Below are 20,055 nucleotides of genomic sequence, written 5' to 3'. Positions count from 1 at the left end.
GCACCCGACTGACGAATTGTCCGCTGTTTCGCTCTACCTATGTAGGCGCTCTCATACGTGAGACCGCTGTTTGCGCGTTGTTATTGATTCGCAAGCTTAGCGTTTCAGTAAATCAAAATTGATCGATTCAAGTTCAACTCATTCTCAAAGGCAAGAGAGGCAAAATGATTGATAACGAACTATTACTCGAGTTAACAGAGAATTATCTTAAGGCTCTAATTTCAGAAGCATCCAACTCTTCAGATACAGATTTTGACTCTTTTGCCCCGTTTGGTGAATTGGGGATTGATTCCTTTTATGTGTTGAAGATTGTAAAGATGCTCGAAGCAGATTTTGGCAATTTGCCTAAAACGCTGTTATTCGAGAATTTCAACATTAACGATCTTGCTCATTATTTTATGAAGAAGCATGAAGCAACGCTTCTCACTATGTTTGCGAATGAACTGGGTGATGAAGCCGGGTCTTCATCTGACGTACCTCCAGCTCCTCAAGCTGTCGCGCCTACTCCAGCACCAGCACCTCAAGCAACACCCGTTCCTCAAGCTGTTGCACCAGCCCCAGCCCCTGTTCAAGCCACTCCCGTTCAAACAGCACCTGCTCCTGTTGCAATAGTAACTCCTCAGCCTATCTTGATTTTGTGGGAAGACGCACAAAAAGATCCTGAGTTGAAAGATCTGGTGCAAGGTTTATACGACAACTTTAAGAACGAGTCGTCAGTATCGCGTGGCACCAAGAACATCGCGCCATACCTGTTTATCGGTAAAGAGCGTAAAGGCTATTTCAACTACACGCGTTGTAAGAAAGTCCTTCTTGCTTATGGTTACACGGGTGATGAAGCTTACTTTGAAGACATCAGTAAAGAGATTTACGACCACTGCGAAAAGTATGGCCTTGAATTAAGCATTCTGGCTGACATGCCTATTTCCAATGTGAAGGGTATTGAATTCACCGCAACACCATTTGGCGCTGTACAACGTGTTATGAACACCAAAGACTTCACGTTAGACGGCAAAGCCATGCGTCGCTTGCGCTATCAGGTGTCCAAATTTCAAAAAGCCGGCGATTGCCGCACTGTGGAATACAAATGTGGTACTGACAAAGCGGTCGACCAAAACATTTGTGATGTTATCGATAAATGGTGTGATGCACGCTCAATGGTTAACCCGCTTGTGTATATTGCGCGTGAGCAGATTCTGGCGGGGACTTTCAGTCATGAACACCGTATCTTCCTGACTTATGTCGATAACGTGCTGCAAAACGTCATCATCATCACGCAAATGGCTGATAAAGATAAAGGCTATTTGATGGATTTGGAGTTCTATCCTGCCGACATGCCTTTAGGTGGTTTGGAATATGCCATTGTTGAGATGATCCAAATCTTGCGTGAAGAAGGCAGCAACATGTTCAGCATGGGCGCGACGTTCGGGCCTAAAATCGCTCCTTCCGAGAACGCCGATCCTGAACTGGATAAAGCGCTGGATACCTTGCGTGAGCAGGACATTTTCAACGACGCCGGTAACTTGCAGTTCAAGAACAAATTCCGTCCGGAAAACAAAACCATTCATATTTGCCGCGCTAAAGGCAAGAGTGACGCCGATAACATTATCGACATCATTATGTTGATTGCCGACCCTTCCAAGATGCAGACTCAAGACGATCTTGAGCAGTATAAAGCGGATTATCAGGGATCTGGTCAAGCTGCAACAACAGCAACAGCCGCTGCCGCGACTGTCACTACCGCGACTGCTGCAACCGGCCAAAAATCCATGACCACCGATGCACCAAGAGCCGGTGTATTGGCACAGCATGGCTTCAACCCAATGAATCTGGCTGCTTCGGATGTAGATTTCGATTTGAAAACCGATTCCTGGGCGCAATTGGAAATGCCTGCTATCGACAAGCACATGGGGCAATTACGCAAGAACTTGCAACAACCTGTGAATATCGACGCGGTATTGCAAGACATCTTCCCATTCAAGCATTTCTCTTTGACGTCATCAGGTCGTACAGCCGAGCATTTCTTTTATAAAGCTTGGGAAAGCAAAGGTGTGGTACTTGAAAATATCATGTTCCCAACCTGCATTTTCCATCAAATAGACAAAGGCTTTTCACCCAAAGAAGTGCCTAGCCCAGCCTTGTTCCAATTGAACTCAGCCGAATTGTTCAAGGGCAATCTGGATCTGGAAGCGTTAAAAGCTGAAATCGCTCAAAACCCGCAAGCCATTGCTATGGTTTGTATTGAAACCAGCGATAACGCTGCGGGCGGTTGTCCGGTTTCCTTACAGCACATTAAAGATGTGAAAGCGGTATTAGCCGCGCATTCCATTCCGTTAGTGATGGACGGTACGCGCATTCTGGAAAACGCTCAGTTCGTGCTTGAGCATGATCCGGCACGTACAGGTGCTGATATCTGGTCTGTGGCCAAAGAAATTTTAGCTGAAGCTGATGCCTTGGTAGTGAGCCTGGCAAAAGACTTCTGTGTTAGCAAAGGTGGCATGGTAGCTACTAACGATGCTGCGCTGCATGAACGCATTCAAGTGTTATTGAATGAAGAGGGCAGTGGCCTTGATGCTATGGATAAGAAGCTGATTGGCTTGGCGCTTCAGAACAAGAAGCAAATCGAGACTCAGGTTCTGCGTCGTAAAGAAGTGGTTCAGCATGTGTGGACGTCGTTGCAACAGCAAGGTTTACCGGTTGTTAGCCCGGCAGGTGGTCATTGCATTCTGTTCGATGTTAAGCAAGTACCTGAGTTTTCTGGCTTTGCGCAACCCGTTCCGTCCTTTGTTGCCTGGTTGTATTTGAATACTGGTGTGCGCGGTGGTGCGCATAGCGTGGGTATGCAGAAAAACACAGCGATTAACGATTTGGTTCGCCTGGCTATTCCGGTTGGATTCAAACGTGAACAAGCCGACGCGCTTATCGTTCAGTTAACCAACTTGTTCGCCAGCAAGCAGAACATTCCTGAAATTGTATTGGAAGGTGGCGCTTCGGGTGTGGGTGATATTCACTCTAACTATGAGTTGGTGGCGTATCATAATGCGACGGGAGCTGCTCCTATTCAAGCCGCTCCTATACAAGCTGCTGCGCCGGTTCAAACTGCACCAGTTCAACAAGCTGCGCCAGCCCCAGTTGCCGCTCCTGTTCAAACAGCAGCACCTGCTGCACCAGTTCAAGCGCCTGTCACAGCGGCATCAGCGGCTGTTCCTGTAACGGCTGCGCCAGCGCAAGCCGCGCCGGTGCAAGAATTGATTACTAAAGATGAGCACAGTGGCAAGACCTTCTCCCGCTTCGATATCGCTATCGTGGGTATGGCGGGGCGTTATCCGAAAGCCAAGAACGTGGAAGAGTTGTGGCAAAACCTGATGGATGCCCGTGACTGCGTGGAAGAAATTCCAGAGCACCGCGTTGCCATGCGTCGTCAAACACAATTTACCAAGCGTTATCGCGGTGGTTTCATTGCTGATATCGACAAGTTCGATCCATTGTTCTTCAACATTTCACCGCGTGAAGCGGAATGGCTAGATCCACAAGAGCGCTTGTTCCTTGAAACCGCCTATGAAGCCATTGAAGATGCTGGTTATTATCCAGAGTTGTTTGCCCAGGAAGAAGGCACACGCAATGTCGGTGTGTTTGTGGGCGCGGTGTGGGCCATGTACCAGATTCTGGGCGCAGAAGAGAAGATGACAGGCAACAACGTTAGCCCGAACTCTTTCTTGTGGAGTATCGCTAACCGCGTTTCCTACTGGATGAACTTATCTGGGCCAAGTTTAACCCTGGATACCGCTTGTTCTTCCAGTTTGACTGCACTGTATCTGGCGTGTGAAGCCATTTATCAGGGCGATTGCTCCAGCGCTATTGTCGGTGGTGTGAACCTGGATATTCACCAAACCAAGTGGGATATCAACAAAGCGGGCGGCGCATTGTCTGAAGATGGCGTATGTCGTAGCTTTGGTGATAACGCTAATGGCTATGTTGCCAGTGAAGGTGTTGGCGCCTTGTTTATCAAGCCGTTGGCTAAAGCCATTTCTGACCGCGACAACATTCACGGTGTGATTAAAGCCGTAACGGTGAACCACGGTGGTCGCACCAGCGGTTACACAGTACCTAGCCCACAAGTTCAGGGTGAATTGATTTCTGAAGCGCTACGTCGCGGTGGCGTTGATGCTCGTACTATCGGCTATATCGAAGCGCATGGTACAGGTACTGAACTGGGTGACCCGATTGAAATTAACGGTTTGAACAGTGCCTTTGAAAATTACAATGTGCCATTCAAATCTGTGCCTATCGGTTCTGTGAAAAGTAACATCGGCCATTTGGAAGCGGCTGCGGGTGTGGTCAGTATCAGCAAAGTCTTGCTGCAAATGCGTCATCGCAAGATCGCCCCTTCATTGCATTCCAAAAAGCTGAACGAATTTATCGATTTCGACCATTCCCCTTTCTACGTAGAGCAGGAAGTGGAAGAGTGGAAGAAGAAAGAAATTGATGGCGTGGTGTATCCTCGCCGTGCGGGTATCAGCTCATTTGGTGCGGGTGGTGCCAATGCCCACGTTATCCTTGAGCAATTTGAATATCCAAAAGTAGAAGAACCCAAAGGCAAGCAGGTTATTCCTTTGTCTGCACGTAATGACGAACAATTACGTGAGATGGCAGAGCGTTTACGTACTTACTTGCAAAAAGACATCGCCTTACCGGTTGAAGAGCAAGAATCCTTTGGCAATATTGCCTACACCTTGCAAGTAGGTAGAAAGTCTTTTGATAATCGTGTTGCCTTCATTGTTAACAGCAAGCGTGATTTGCTGGAAAAACTCACCAGCTTCCTGGATGGACAAAGCAACAACCAGATCCTGACCGGAACCGTGAAAGGTGCGGAAGGTATCACCAAACTGTTGAACCGCAGAGAAAAGCAAGAATTCATTAACTTGCTGGCACAACGTCGTGACCCAAGCAAATTGGCGCAGTTGTGGATTGAAGGTTTGCTCACCGATTGGCAAGGCTTCCAGTCTCATGACGCCGGTCATCGAGTTTCTTTGCCAACCTATCCGTTTGCCGACAAGCGTCTATGGGCGTGTGATTCTACAGCGGGTGAACTGGTTGCTGGCGGCAAAGCTGCCTTACACCCAATGGTTGATGCCAACGATTCAACCTTCGATCGTCAAATCTTCACCAAACAGTTTTCCGAGAAAGACTTCGTTATTTACGACCACTTGGTATCCGACATCCCCACCTTGCCGGGTGTGGCGTACCTTGAACTGGTACGTAAATCCGGTGAATTGGCTGCCAAACACAAGGTTCAGAAAATCCGTAACATCCTGTGGGTAAGCCCAATTGCGGTAGAAAATGGTGTGCCGCTGGATGTTAACGTTGAGTTGATACCATCGGGTGAGCAAGTTTCATTTGAAGTTTTCAGTATTAATGAAGATGGCAGCAAGCAGCTTCACTCTCAGGGTAAATTGGCTTATGCCAACGATGCTGAGTTGCAAGCGGAAGATGAATACATCGACCTGGAAGCTATTAAAGGCCGTGTTCGCCATGTGATTGATGGTAAGGACGCGTACCCGTTATTCCACAATCTGGGATTAGGCTTGGGGCCAAGTTTCCAAACCTTGCAGGAAGTCTTCAAAAACGACGAAGAAACGTTGGGTCGTTTGAAACTGCCTGATTTCCGCTTGCACGATTTTAAAGACATTATTCTGCATCCGTCGTTGGTTGACGGTTCATTGCAGGCGGGTATGGGTGCTCAAATCGGTGAGAAAGTGGACGAGATGTTCGTACCTTTCACCATCGGTGAAGTGGAAGTGCTGCACCCTCTGGTCGAGAACTGCTACAGCTATGTAACTGAAGTAAAAGATACCAAGAAAGGCGGTGGCCCTTCTGCGGTCTCCAAAACCAACGTTATGATCGTGGACGAGACAGGCAAGATCTTGGTCAAGATCAAAGAGTCGGTGGGTATTCCGCTACGTAGCGTTCACGAAGATGAATCCAGTGCGCCGGGCTCTGCCAATGCAGCCAAAGCCGATGCCGATGCCGAATTCGAGAAGCTTTACTACGCCAATGGTTGGGATGAGATTCCGCTGGATCCAGCCGCAGGTAAAGCCGCAGATGTGGGTTCAATTGTTCTATTTGACCATGACGACAAGCTACGCAAGTTGTATCAGGATCGCTTGGCGAAAGCTGGTGAAGGTTCTCAGCCTGTAATCCTGGTTCAGCCGGGCGAGAAGTTTGAAGATTTAGGCGATGACGTTTACAAGGTTAACCCGACCAATGCGGAAGATTTCACCAAACTGGTGGATGCCATCGTTGAAAATCACCTTAGCTTCGGCAAGGTGGTGTATGCATGGCCGCATGCGGATTTCGTTAAAGACGGTGACTTGATTGCTGCGTCAATGGACGAAGGCGTTTACTCCTTCTTCTATTTTGCTCAAGCCATTATCGAGAAGAAGATGGACGGCAATGTGCAGTTCGTCTACTTGTACATCAACGAAAATGGCATGCCACAACCGCAAAACGAAGCGTTTAATGGTTTCGCCCGTACCTTGCAGTTAGAGCACAAAAAGCTGATTGCCAAAACATTGGAAATCAAGCAAAGCAAGCCGAAGCAGGATGACGTACTGGATGCTGTGTTAGGTGAGTTCCACCCAAGCAGTGCTGAGGCGTTAACCGTTAAGTACGACGGCCTGGTTTCTGGTAAAGGCAAACGATTAGTCAGAAAACTGAAAATCTACGATCTTGACGCCGCCGTTGCCGGCAATAACAGCCCAGGCTTGAAGCATAAAGGCGTGTACATCATCACTGGTGGTGCCGGTGGTTTGGGTCTGATTTTCGCTGAAGCCATGGCGAAACAATGTCAGGCGCGTTTGGTATTGACTGGTCGTTCCGAGCTTTCCGGTGACCGTTTAGCGCAAATTGATGCGCTAAAAGAAATGGGCGCCGAAGTGCTTTATATGCCAGCAGACGTGTCCAAACTTGACGATGTGAAAATGCTGATTGAGAAGACCAAAGCTGAATTTGGTCAAATCAACGGTATCGTCCACAGTGCCGGTGTTATTCGAGATTCATTCATCAAGAACAAGACTATTCGTGACATGCAGCAGGTATTTGCACCTAAGCTAAACGGGACTATCTATCTTGACGAACTAACCAAAGACGACAACCTGGATTTCTTCGTTCTGTTCTCATCCCTTGCTGCTACGGGCGGTAACATGGGGCAGTGTGATTACTCTTTTGCTAACCACTTCATGGACACCTTTGCGGCTCGTCGTGAATTACAGGTTGAAAAGGGTGAACGTTCAGGTCGTTCATTAAGTATTAACTGGTCATTGTGGAAAGACGGCGGTATGCAGCTGGACGAAGCCACAGAGACCATGTTCCGTAAGAACCTGGGTATCAAACCACTTGCCAAGGAAGTGGGTATTGAATCCTTTATTACCGGTTTGAATGCGCCTTCTGTTCAGTTGGCGGTACTGGAAGGTATTCAAGAGAAGATTGAAACCGCATGGGGCTTACGTAAGAAAGAAGAGCCTGTTGTTGCTCAGGCCGCAGCAGGTGATGCTGGTGCAGCCGCTGGCGGCGGTGCAGGTTCTGAGGACGATGACGATTTGGTCATGCTGGTGCGTGATGAGCTGAGCCAGGTCGTACAGGACTTCCTGAAACTGGATGCCAGTGACATCTCATACGACACCATCTTGTTGGATATGGGCTTTGATTCTATCGGCCTGACCACCTTCGCCAACATGATCAACGAGCGTTACAACCTGGATATCACGCCGGTTACCTTCTTTGAATATCCAACGTTAAGAGAAGTCTCCAACCATATCGGCACAGAGCATCCTGATGCCGTGCGCGGTTTCCATAATGTCAGCGGTGGCGGTTCTGCACCTGCGGCGGGCTCTGCGCCTGCAGCCGATGCCGCACCTCAGGCAGCAGCAAGCGGCCCTGTGTCCTTTGGTAAGGGCTGGAAACCGAATGCTGGCAAGCAAGAAGTGGTGGCTGGCGCGCCAGCTCAGGGCGGTTCATTTAACCCTGAACGCCGCTTTGTAGAGCGCCCTGTGGCGGTTGTGGGTATTGGCGGTAAGATGCCAATGTCTGACGATATGGAAGAATTCTGGGAAAACCTGCGCGACGAAGTCAACATGTGTACGGTTATTCCTCGCGACCGCTGGGATTGGGAAGACTACTACGGCGATCCATTAAAAGAGAAGAACGTGTCTAACTCCAAGTGGGGTGGCTTCATGCGTGAAGTCGACAAGTTCGACCCATTGTTCTTCGGTATTTCACCACGTGAAGCCGAAATGATGGATCCACAACAGCGTTTATTCCTTGAAGCTGTGTGGAGCGCTATTGAAGATGCGGGTCATCGAATCTCTGATTTGGCAGGCACTAACACTGGCCTGTTCGTAGGTGTTGCAACAAACGACTACATTGACGTGATGAACGGCAGTGGCGTTGAACTGGATGGTTATACTGCATCAGGTAATTCGCACTCTATTTTAGCGAACCGCGTGTCGTTCCTGTTGAACATTTCTGGCCCGAGCGCGCCGCTTGATACAGCGTGTTCAAGCTCGTTGATTGCGATTCATCGTGCCCTTGAGTCTATTCACACGGGCAGCTGTGAAATGGCGATTGTCGGTGGTGCTCAGGTGATGTTGTCGCCTGCGGCTTATATCTCTTTCGGTATTGCCGGGATGTTGGCAGACGATGGCAAGTGTAAGACCTTCGATGCTCGCGCTGACGGTTACGTGCGTGGTGAAGGTGCTGGCGCTATCCTGATTAAACCGCTGGATATGGCAGAAGCCGATAACAACCACATTTACGCGGTGATTAAAGCAACAGCTGAAAACCACGGCGGTAAGGCCGCGGCATTGACTGCGCCAAACCCGACAGCTCAGGCTGACTTGTTGATTCAGGCTTACACCAAAGGTGAAATTGACCCACGTCATATCGGCTTTATTGAGTGTCACGGTACGGGAACCAGCCTGGGTGATCCGATTGAAATTCAGGCACTGAAGAAAACCTTCGCTGAGCTATACAAAGCGCATGGCCTGGGAACTCCTTCAGAACTGCACTGTGGTTTAACCTCTGCCAAGACCAACATTGGTCACTTGGAAACGGCGGCGGGTATCGCCGGGGTGCTAAAATCCCTGATGGCGATCCGAAACAAGCAAATTCCGGCCTTGGTTCACTTTGAAGAATTAAACCCGTACATCAGCTTGCAAGGCAGCCCGCTTTACATCGTTGAGCACACCAAAGATTGGGAAGCGCCAAAAGATGATAAGGGCAATGAAGTACCGCGTGTTTGTGGTGTTAGCTCCTTTGGATTTGGTGGTGCGAACGCGCACGTTGTGTTGCAGGAATACATTCCAGCTCGTGGTGAAACACCACAAGAAGGCCCGTTTGTGTTCGTCTTGTCAGCCAAACGCGCAGACCGTTTGAAAGCCTATGCAGAAAAAGTGCTGCGTTATGTTGAGAAGTACAACCCGAACATGGCGGACTTCACCTATACCATGCAAGTGGGTCGTGACGTGATGGAACATCGTTTGGGCATCATGTTTAACTCTCAGGAAGAACTGGTTGAAAAACTGAATGCCTTCCTGAATCAAGAAACCAATGTGGCAGACATGTACACAGGTTTCGTGAAAGGCAATAAGGAAGACTTTGGCAGCTATGGTGCCGATTCAGCCAAGTCACGTAATGCCTTAATCGACAGCTGGGTGAATGACAAGTTATACGCACCTATTCTTGATGCCTGGAGTAAAGGCATGGAGATGAACTGGAGCAAGCTGTACACCAATGTGTTACCAAAACGTATGAGCGCTCCGACCTATCCATTCGCTCAAGAACGTTACTGGTTCCACGCTGGTAAAGATGAAGCGAGTAAAGGTGGTGTTGCGGTACTGCATCCGTTGGTACATCAAAATACTTCTACCTTGGGACAAATCAGCTTTAGCTCTACCTTCGCAGGTAAAGAGGGCTTCCTGACGCAAGAGAAATTAACGCCAGAAGCGGATAAGACCAGCAAGGTTCTGTCTGCTGCGGCTTCTCTTGAAATGATCCGTGCTGCGGCTTCACAGGCAACCAACGGCGACCTTAACAGCGAAATCGAATTGTACGATTTGGATTGGTTGCAACCGATGGAAGTTGCAGAAGGCAAGGCTTACAGCATTGCATTGTTTGAAAATGACGATGAGCAAATCGAGTTTGAAATTTACAGCACCGAGAAAGACGATGACGGCAATGAACAAGACATCGTTTACGTTCAGGGTGCAGTAGCAGAAGGCTACGACGTATCTTCAAACGCAATGGATATTGCGCATCTGAAATCACAAATGGACAAAGGCAGCATCAGTCGAGATGCCTTGTATACAGCACTTGAAACTATGGGTATGACCTATGGTGATGCGCAGAAATCTGTCGCTGATGTGTGGCTGGGCTCTGAGCAACAACTGGTTCGTTTGAGCCTGCCAGAAGCTGCCAAGTCTGACGCGGAGCAATTTGTGCTAACTCCAGCCATGCTGGAAGGTGCTGTACAGGCCGCGACGGGCTTTGTGACCAACCTGGATTATCCGCATGGAATTCCGGTCACGCCATTTGGTTTGGAAAGTATCAGCATCGTTTCGGCTTGTACCACTGAAATGTATGCCTGGATCCGATTCGCTCGTGGTAGCAACCCGGGTAATCGTACCCTGAAACTGGATATCGATTTGCTGGATAGTGAAGGCAATCTGTGCGTATCCCTGAAATCACTTGCTTACAACAATGAAGGCTTTGGTGGTCAACATGCTGCCTTGCTCAATGATTTTGAATCATTGTTGGATGAATTGGCAGGTGGTAGTGCTCAGAACGCAGACGCCACAGAAGAAGACGCTAAGAAAGCATTTGAAAAGTTACTAGAAAATCTCTACTAGAGGCCGAAGAATATGTCAGTCACAATTGATAGCATCGCTGAAAAAATTCTTTCTAATGACATCGACAAGAGTGAAGCCTTGAAAAGCTTCGATAGTCTGTCTGATTATGAAAAGAATATTCTAATCTCGAAACTTAAATTCAATTTGTCAGATAAAGGCAAAAATGCTGCGCCCGCAGACGACAAGCCTCTTCTGAAGCCTGTTAGTGAGCGTGGTCTGAGTGAAGATCAGCAAAAATACGTTGATGAACTTTGCGCTATGTTTGAAAAGTTTGCGCCCAAGTCCAAGCAAAATGCCCTGATTCACCAGGAATATTTTGTGGATCAACGTAAAACTGCCAACCTGAAACGCGGCCTTAAGAACCTGCAATACCATATTACTTATGATCGTGGTGAAGGCGCTTACCTGTATGACATTGACGGCAATCGATATGTAGACGTAACGGGCGACAACGGGGTTAACCTGTTCGGCCATCAACCAGAGCGCATCAAAAAGGCTATCGTTGATCGCGCCAGCAAAGGCTTCCCTCTGGTCGGTTATACCGAAGAGTTGTTTGTTGCTGCACAATTGTTCACTGAGCTGACGCAATCAGAACGCGTGATGTTTACTCAGTCTGGTACTGAGGCGGTAATGTGGGCGGTGCGTATTGCGCGTGCTGCTACAGGCCGTAATAAACTGGTTATTTTTGACGGTTCATACCACGGTTTGTCTGACACGGTTCTAGCGGCTCGTGATCCTGAAGGCAACAGCATGGCGATGGGCTTGGGCATGTTGCAAGAATATGCAGACCAAATCATTGTGCTCGAATACGGCGCAATGGAAGGGTTGGAGACCATTGCTGAACACGCTGACGAAATTGCCTGCGTATTGGTTGAACCGATTCAGTCTCGCCATCCATTAAGACAGCCTAAAGAGTTCCTGAAAGAACTACGTAAGCTGACGCTGGAAAAAGACATTTGCTTAATCTTCGACGAAATGATCACCGGTTTCCGTGTTGGCCCTCGTGGTGCGCAAGGGTTCTACGGTATCAAATCTGATATGGCGACTTACGGTAAAGTACCTGGTGGCGGTATGCCAACCGGTATGATTGCGGGTATGGCGAAATATATGGATTACGTTGACGGCGGCACATGGCGCTTCGACGATGATTCCATGCCAAAACTGAAGCGTACACTGGTAGCGGGTACTCATACCCGTAACCCGCTTAAGTTAGCTGCGTGTAAAGCTGTTTTGGAAGAAATCAAAGCCCGCTGTGGTGACGATTTGGATTGTAAGAAGCCTGATAACTTCTATAACAAGTTGAACAAAACCACCAAAGACATGGCAGAAGAAATCAATGCATTCTGCCGCGAAAAGCGTGTGCCATTTACCGTTGACTACTTCAGTTCACTGTTCAAATTCCGTGGTACTGACGATCCAAATGGTGTGGTTAAAGAACTATTCATCTTCTTATTGCGTATGAATGGCGTTGAAACCAGTGTATCTGGAAACTTCTTCCTGAATACCGAACATACGCCTGAGCATATCAGACAGATTATCGAAGCCGTTAAGAAGAGCATTAACACCTTGATCGAAAAAGGTTTCTACGTTGAACCGGATCCGGCAGAAATTGAAGCTGCCAAGAAAGCCGCTGAGCAAAAAGCTCAACGTGCCATCAAGAAGGCCGGCGCGCCTAAACCTGCGACAGCTGCGGTTCCTGCTGTCAGCGCGGGTAATGATCAACTTGAAGCACTTAAAAACCTGATTTTGTCTGACTTGCGTAACGCAACAGCTGGAGGAAACTAAGATGGGAGCGGTTGCAGATAAAGACGTATTGGCACAAGTCACCAGTACAGTTGAAACAACGTTCAGAATGCCAAAAGGCGAATTGGACGTAGACGCGGATTTTGAAACCTTTGGTATCGACTCTATCATCGCGATGGAATTGATGACCAACCTGACTGATCAATTCGAGATTTCAATTACTCCTGCTCAATTCACCAATATTAACACCGTGCGTGAATTGGCTAACCTGATTGGCGAAATGCTGGCGGGTGAAGAAGAAGTTGAAGAAGAAGTGGTTCAGGAAGCGCCAGCTCAGGCTGCGCCTGTTGCTGAAGCGCCAAAAGCAGCCGTTCAGGCTGCTCCGCAAGTCACCAAAACAGCGACAGCTGTACGTCAGGCAAGTCGTGGTCGTGGTGCGCGTTCAGCGCGAGGCTCTCGTGCTCGTGGTGGACGTGCTGAAATCAATGCCATGCTGGATTTTGTTGAGCAGAAATATGGCATTGATATGTCTTATCAGCGTTTTGATTCTGCTGATGAAATCGTTGACGCCTTGTTGAACAACCATACTGGCGAGTTGATGTTGCACTATAACATCGACAAAGGTCTGGAAATTGCTGACGCCCAGCTTGGTAACATGGCGGCACGCGCAACTGCGCCAGTTGCCCAAGCGTCAGGCGGTGCTTCCGTTGGCACAACCAACGTCGCTATTGTCGGTATGGCTTGTCGTTTCCCTGATGCACCCAATCCTCAAGCTTATTGGGACAATTTGATTAACGAGCGCAGTGCCATTCGTGAGATTCCAAAAGAACGTTGGGACGCTAGCAAATACTACGCAGAAAAAGCTGAGCCAGGTAAAACCGTGTCCAAGTGGGGCGCCTTGATCGATGGTGTTGAACTATTCGATCCTGATTTCTTCAAAGTACCCGCTCAAAGCGCCAAGATTCTGGATCCGCAAGAACGTTTGCTGATGCAGGAAGTGTATAAAGCCTTTGAAGATGCGGGTATGGATGTGTCTGCCTTGGCGGGCTCGAATACCGGCGTATTCGTAGGCTATGAATATGCAGAGTACGAGCAATATTTACGTCGTAATATTGAGCATGTTGAAGGTGGCTTCCAGTACAGTTCTTCAAGCCCAACCTATTATCTGGCGAACCGTTTGTCTTTCGTGTTTGACTTCCACGGCCCCAGCGAATCTATCAACATTAACTGTGCGTCTTCTGCCGTTGCCATTAACCGTGCTTACTACTCATTGTTGAACGGTGAGAGCAATGTGGCGGTTGCAGGTGCGACCATTTTGAACCTGTTTGTTGATGATTACATTTACGGTTCTCAGTACGGCATGTTATCGCCTACCGGTACTTGTGCGGTATTCGATACTGCGGCTGACGGTTTCACGCGTGGTGAAGGTGTGGCAGCTATCGTGCTGAAACGTCTTGACGACGCAGAGCGCGACAACAACCGTATTTACGGTGTTATCCGTACTTCACATCAAAACAACCGCGGTATTGCCAATGACCTGTCAGAAATCAAGCATGAATCCATTACCAAGGTGTTGAACGAAACCTATGAAAAAGCAGGTTTGACCAAAGAAGACATCAGCTACATTGAAGTGGATGGTTACTCAACTAAATGGGGCGATTCGTTCGAGTTTGAAGGTATTCGTAATGCGTTCCAAGGCAAGAAAGGCATGGAAAAACATGTTGCCCTGGGTAGTGTAAAAGGCAACATCGGCCATTTAGAGCCAGCCAGTGGTATGGCAAGTGTGATCAAAATGGCGTTGTCTATGTATAACAAGCAGTTCCCTGCCACCATTACCAAGAAGAAAACCAGCGAGTTTATTGATATTGATGGTAAGAACCATCCGTTATACATCGCTGAAAAACCCATTTCTTTTGATGCCATTCGTAAAGATGGTCAACCGATCCGTGCGGGTGTGAACTCCTTCGCTGATAGTGGCGCTAACGTCCATATCATCATTGAAGAATACATGAGCAACAATGTTGATCGTGGAGATGTGGATACTGGCGACAAGCAACTGTTTGTACTGTCTGCCAAGAATCAGGAACGTTTGCTGGCTTACATCGACGAGATGATTGCCTATGCTTCTTCTGATAGCGCCGCACCTTTGCTGGATATGGCTTACACTTCGCAAGTCAGCCGTGCATCCATGCCTGAGCGTGTGGCTGTGATCGCTTCTTCTCGCAAAGAACTGGCTGATAAGCTGACCGCTGCGAAAAATGCGGCTTCTGACGAGCAAGTGATCCTGGAAGATAAAGGTATCTACCTGGGTAATATCAACAATATTCAGAACCAGACAGTTGTAAAGATGTTGACCAAAGATTTGGGGCAAGAGCAACTGGAACAACACCTGAAAGGTGGTAAATGGGCTGAATTAGCCATGTTATGGTTACACGGCGTTAATATTCCGTGGAATGCTGCATGGCAAGGTTCTGCTGCACAACGTGCTTCATTGCCAAGCTATCCGTTCGCACAAGAAAGACATTGGCTGGATGTGGATGGTGAATATTCACCACCTGCACCAAAGCGTTCAGTAGTCAGACCGGCTCCGAAACCTGAACTCAAGAACGACGCACCAAAGAGCGTCGGCGCTGATGTTGAGTACGACTTCTCCAGTGAAGGGACTGACGGTGAAGAAATGGCGGCACTGGACAAGATGAAGCTGTTTTTGACTCAGGAATTAGCCCGCGAGTTGAAGAAGTCATCCTCGGAAGTGGACAGCAGTTTGAACTTCATTGAGTTAGGGGTGGATTCCATCGGTATCACCAATGTGATGCTCAATACGGTGCAACTGCTGAATGTGAGTCTGTCGCCCAGTGTGGTGTTCAGATATCCCGACATAAATCAGTTTGCCCAACATCTCGCTGAAAACTACCAAGACAAGATTGATGCAATCGTTGTCTCAAAAAAAAAAATCCACGGGCAAGAAGTAAAAAGTAACGCCAGTGCTACTCAGGTAGCGCCGGTACTGGTGGGAGATGACGAAGAGCTGGAAGAGCTCAGTGAGATCCCGCCACTTGTTCCCATCAATCGTGATGGCAGTGGATTATTCGAGTTAAGTACAGCTCAGGAAAAAATGTACTTTCTGGATCAAATGGAAGAGGGCGGTGGTGCGCACAACGTACCATTCGCCTTAACTATCAAGGGCAAGCTGGTGCAAAAGCACTTGCAAGACGCTTTTGCCTTGTTGATCCAGCGTCATGAAAGTTTACGTACCGTGTTCACCAAAGAACACGGACGCATCCAGCAACGCATTCTGGAAACTATGAGTTTCAGTGTCGACAAACTGGATGTGAGCAAGATCAAATCGCTAAAAGCACGTCAGGAAAAAGCCAAAGCGCGATGCCTGCAAGACGCAAGTAAGCCTTTCGATATTGCTAATGGGCCATTGTTGAGAGCGACACTGATTAAAATGTCTGCTCACGAGCATGTGCTGATGCTGAACCTGCATCACATCATCAGTGATGGTTGGTCGATGGGGGTTGTTGTTCATGAGTTAACGCAAATCATGGACGCATTCAGCAAAGGTCAAGAGCCCAAGTTAATGAATTTGCCAGTGCAGTATGTTGATTACATTGCCTGGTTGAAGCGTTGGCAGGAAGGCAGCACTATCCTGAAACAACGCTTGGAATACTGGCAAGACAAACTGGCTGATGTTCCTGCGGTTCTGGATTTGGCACCTGATTATCCAAGACCCACAGTACAGAATTATGATTGTGCCAGCGTCAGATTTACGTTGGACACCGAGTTAGGCGAAGGATTAACCAATGTTGCGAAAAAGCAGGCCTGTACTCAATACATGGCTTTGCTGACAGCCTTTAAAGTGTTGTTTAGCGGTTATGCGGGCAGTAACGATATTTGTATTGGTAGCGTTAATGCCAACCGTGATCAGTTTGAAACCGCGGGTTTGATTGGTAGTTTCTTCAATGTCGTACCTCTAAGAAACATTCTGGACAGTCAGGGTTCCTTTAACCATGCCATGTCTGAACTGCGTTTTTCCATGCTGGATGGCAACGATAACCAGTTGCCGATTGAAGACATCATGGATCGTCTCGGTCTGCGTAATGCCAACATCGTTAATGTGTTGTTTAACCAGCTAGGCCCCGACGGCAATATTCCACAGCCATTTGGTAGCGCCGAGTTCACCACCTTCAATTATGGTCAGGAAGAAAGCCTGAACATGAGCGACATGAGCGTGTTCATTGGTGCTGAAGATGGCAAAGTGCTGATTGAACTGGTCTATTCCAAAGAGCTGTATCATGCCAACACCATTGAGCGTTTGGTCATTGATTTCAAAGCCTTGGTAGCCCGTATTGTGTCTGACGCCCAAGCTCCATTGGCGCAACTGATTGAGTCGGCGAATATTTATCAGCGCAGAACCATTAAAGTCACCGGTACTTACACGGTGGATCCGGTTGTGAACCCTACAAGCTTGGTTGCCAAGCGTTTACCGGGTAAACCGACCGTGAGTGTGGGTGGTTACAACCAGGTCATTCAGGAACTGATGTCTAATAGCAATAAGTCAGTTTCGACGCATATCGCCGCTGTTTTACTGGAAGATGCCTACAAGTTCTTGCCAAATTCCAAATTGGAAGACAAGAAGGCCGCAGTGTGTGACTACATGGAATTGCTGATTACGGCGTTATCACAAAGCAAAGCTCAAAGCACCATGTTGTTGATCCACGAAATCTCGCCAGAGCGCGTGGCAACCAAAGCTGAACGTGACATGCTGAACAAAGAACGTCAGCGCCTGATTGACGAAGTTCGCAAGATCAAATCCGTCACCCTGATTGATGAAGCCGACATTGAAAAAATGTATCCGTCTTCAGCAGAGCGTTATGCTGAACTGACCGACAAAGAAGGTCATGTCCCGTTTAGCGACGAGCATTTCAATGCATTAGCCATGAGCATGCTTCGTGCTCACTATGACCGTCACACGTCAGAGAAGAAAGTCATCGTTCTGGATTGCGACAACACCTTATGGCAAGGCATTGTTGGCGAAGATGGGGTTAAAGGCATCAAAATTACTGATGCTCATAAACAGCTTCAACAACAAATTAAAGCTAAACAACAAGCCGGTTATCTGATTGCCTTGTGCAGTAAAAATAACCCGGAAGACGTTGCCAACGTGTTTGCAGAGCGCAAAGACATGGTATTGAAGCATGAAGATATCGTGCTTGAGTACATTAACTGGGAGCCGAAATCTCAGAATGTTCAAGCCATTGCCAATACCTTGAAAATCGGTTTGGAAGATGTGGTCTTTATTGACGACAACCCGGTTGAAGTGAACGAAATGCGTGAGCATTGCCCACAAGTGTTGAGTTTGCAAACACCTGCCAAGCCTGAGCAAGTGGCGACGTTTATCAATGACCTGTGGTGTTTCGATAAGACGTTGGTGACAACGGAAGATCAGCATCGTACCGAAATGGTCAAAGAGAACATGGAGCGCGAGAAGTTAGCCCAAAGCGTGGACTATGCCAGCTTCATCAAGCAGTTGAATGTCAAAATTGACATTGCTGATATGACAGATGCCGATGTCAGCCGTGTCAGTCAGCTGACCATGCGTACCAATCAGTTCAATGCCAACAAACAGGTGTTGAATGAAGCACAGGTTCAAGACTACGGACTGGAACCGCATCAATTTGTTAAAACAGTGAAGGTTACTGACAAGTTTGGTGATTACGGCATGGTTGGCGTGTTGATGTACAAGCAGGAAGGAAAAACGGTAACAGTTGAACAATTCCTGTTGAGCTGTCGTGCATTAGGCAGAGAAGTCGAAGACAGCATGTTAAAACATATTGCTGTAACAAAAGGGGTAGAAAATATTCTCGTTTGTTTCAGTAAGACCGAGCGTAACCAGCCGGTGGAGCAGTTTTTAACTATGTTGCCACATGAACGCACCGACACAGGTTTCGTCTATCAGGCTAAAGACATCAACGACTTCGATTACAGCAGCAAGCGTAATGCGTTGGCGGGCGATAAAGCTGAAGCGCCACTCGCGACCGGGTTGGCACATATTGACTCGGTACGTAAGTCTCTCGACAAACGTTTGGAAGAAAGCTTCCTGATGGATATGGCGCTTGAATACCGTACTTTGGAGCAAGTGAATACCAAGGTCGCACAATACACCCCTAAAGAACGCAAAGGCGAGGGGGTGAAAACGGAATATGTTGCACCCAGAAATGAAACCGAGATGCACCTTGTGAACATCTGGTCGGAAATCCTGGGTATGGAGCCAGAAAGTATCGGCGTAAATGATGACTTCTTTGACTGTGGTGGTCATTCCCAGTTAGCCCTGAAGTTAATCGCCAAAATCGAGGCTCAATTAGGCAAAGCATTACCTCTGGCCATTTTGTTTACAGCATCCACTGTAGCCACTCTGGCGGAGCAAATATTAAGTGATAATACAACCAATATTGAAATATTGGTGCCAATGCAAACAGAAGGTAAGCAACAGCCTATCTTCGCCCTTCCGGGAGCAGGTGGCAGCGTGGTGGCCCTGCAACCATTTAGTCAGGCATTTGGCAATGATCAGCCTTTCTTTGGCTTGCAATCTATAGGTTTGGATGGCCGTAAAGCGCCACTGAACAGCGTTCAGGAAATCGCAGAAGCGAATATTGAAGCGCTGAAATCCGTGCAACCTGAAGGCCCTTACCACTTCCTGGGTTATTCCAACGGTGGTGTGGTGGCTTTTGAAATGACACGTATGTTGCAAAAGCAAGGTGATGAGGTGGCTTCTATCGTGATGTTAGATAGCTTGGCACCCAAGCACCGTGTAAATGATGAAATTGCTGAAATTGTGGATGTTTGTAAGAACGTGGCAGTGACGAATGGTGGTTCGTTGGACTTGACCGTTGAACAGCTTCGAGCGGTTCCGGAAGACAAACGCGGCGAGTTCCTGTTCGACATCATGCGTGAATACGGCATGGACATTACCAAAGAGCAATTTGCAGCTTATTACAACGTGTCGATGGTGAGTGAGCGCGTATGTCGTGAATACAAGCCGGGCAAATTGCCGAAAGCAGTGGATGTAACCTTGTTTAAAGCGATAGACAGCTATGAAGGTGCGCCAAAAGATTACGGATGGAATCAGTATCTGGGCAAACCGATCAAGCGAATTGATGTTGAGGCAAATCATTTGTCCATCATCGAAAAAGAATCTATCGAAACTATCGTTAAAGCGATTAAAGGTTAAAAAATAGCTATTTGGTTGCAGAAATTAAAAAATTCCCCTTTTGACAATTGATTCAGAACAAAATGTCCAATATTTTATCAAGGGTAAAATAATTTCTGTGAATTTGTCGTCAAATGTGCCAGAGTTCACATCTGGCACGGAGGTCTAAAATCACAAAGATTAATTTTAATTTTTGAA

At 47.7% G+C, this 20,055-nt stretch carries 3 protein-coding genes; all 3 read left to right on the top strand.

Annotation, left to right across the window (positions count from 1 at the left end; all coding sequences use genetic code 11):
* Positions 1 to 164: 164 nt before the first annotated feature.
* The 3 genes from KIH87_RS12160 to KIH87_RS12150 are packed head-to-tail and all read left to right on the top strand — an operon-like array spanning position 165 to position 19,878.
* Entirely contained in the window at positions 165 to 10,901 is a 10,737-nt protein-coding gene (locus tag KIH87_RS12160; protein WP_232358134.1) for an SDR family NAD(P)-dependent oxidoreductase, read from the top strand.
* A 12-nt stretch (positions 10,902 to 10,913) separates the two neighbouring features.
* Complete coding sequence (locus KIH87_RS12155) at positions 10,914 to 12,686, top strand: aspartate aminotransferase family protein (protein ID WP_232358133.1); 1,773 nt, start codon at positions 10,914 to 10,916, stop codon at positions 12,684 to 12,686.
* 1 nt (position 12,687) lies between these two features.
* Entirely contained in the window at positions 12,688 to 19,878 is a 7,191-nt protein-coding gene (locus KIH87_RS12150) for an HAD-IIIC family phosphatase (RefSeq protein ID WP_232358132.1), read from the top strand.
* The last annotated feature ends 177 nt before the right edge of the window (positions 19,879 to 20,055 follow it).

Source organism: Paraneptunicella aestuarii, from assembly GCF_019900845.1.
GTDB lineage: Bacteria > Pseudomonadota > Gammaproteobacteria > Enterobacterales > Alteromonadaceae > Paraneptunicella > Paraneptunicella aestuarii.
The sequence above is the reverse complement of the archived record's forward strand: the minus strand, read 5'-3'. Positions and strand labels throughout refer to the sequence as shown.

Excerpts from the sequence above, each read along its gene's own strand:
- KIH87_RS12160 (WP_232358134.1), top strand. The coding sequence starts at position 165 with ATGATTGATAACGAACTATTACTCGAGTTAACAGAGAATTATCTTAAG.
- KIH87_RS12155 (WP_232358133.1), top strand. The coding sequence starts at position 10,914 with ATGTCAGTCACAATTGATAGCATCGCTGAAAAAATTCTTTCTAATGAC.
- KIH87_RS12150 (WP_232358132.1), top strand. The coding sequence starts at position 12,688 with ATGGGAGCGGTTGCAGATAAAGACGTATTGGCACAAGTCACCAGTACA.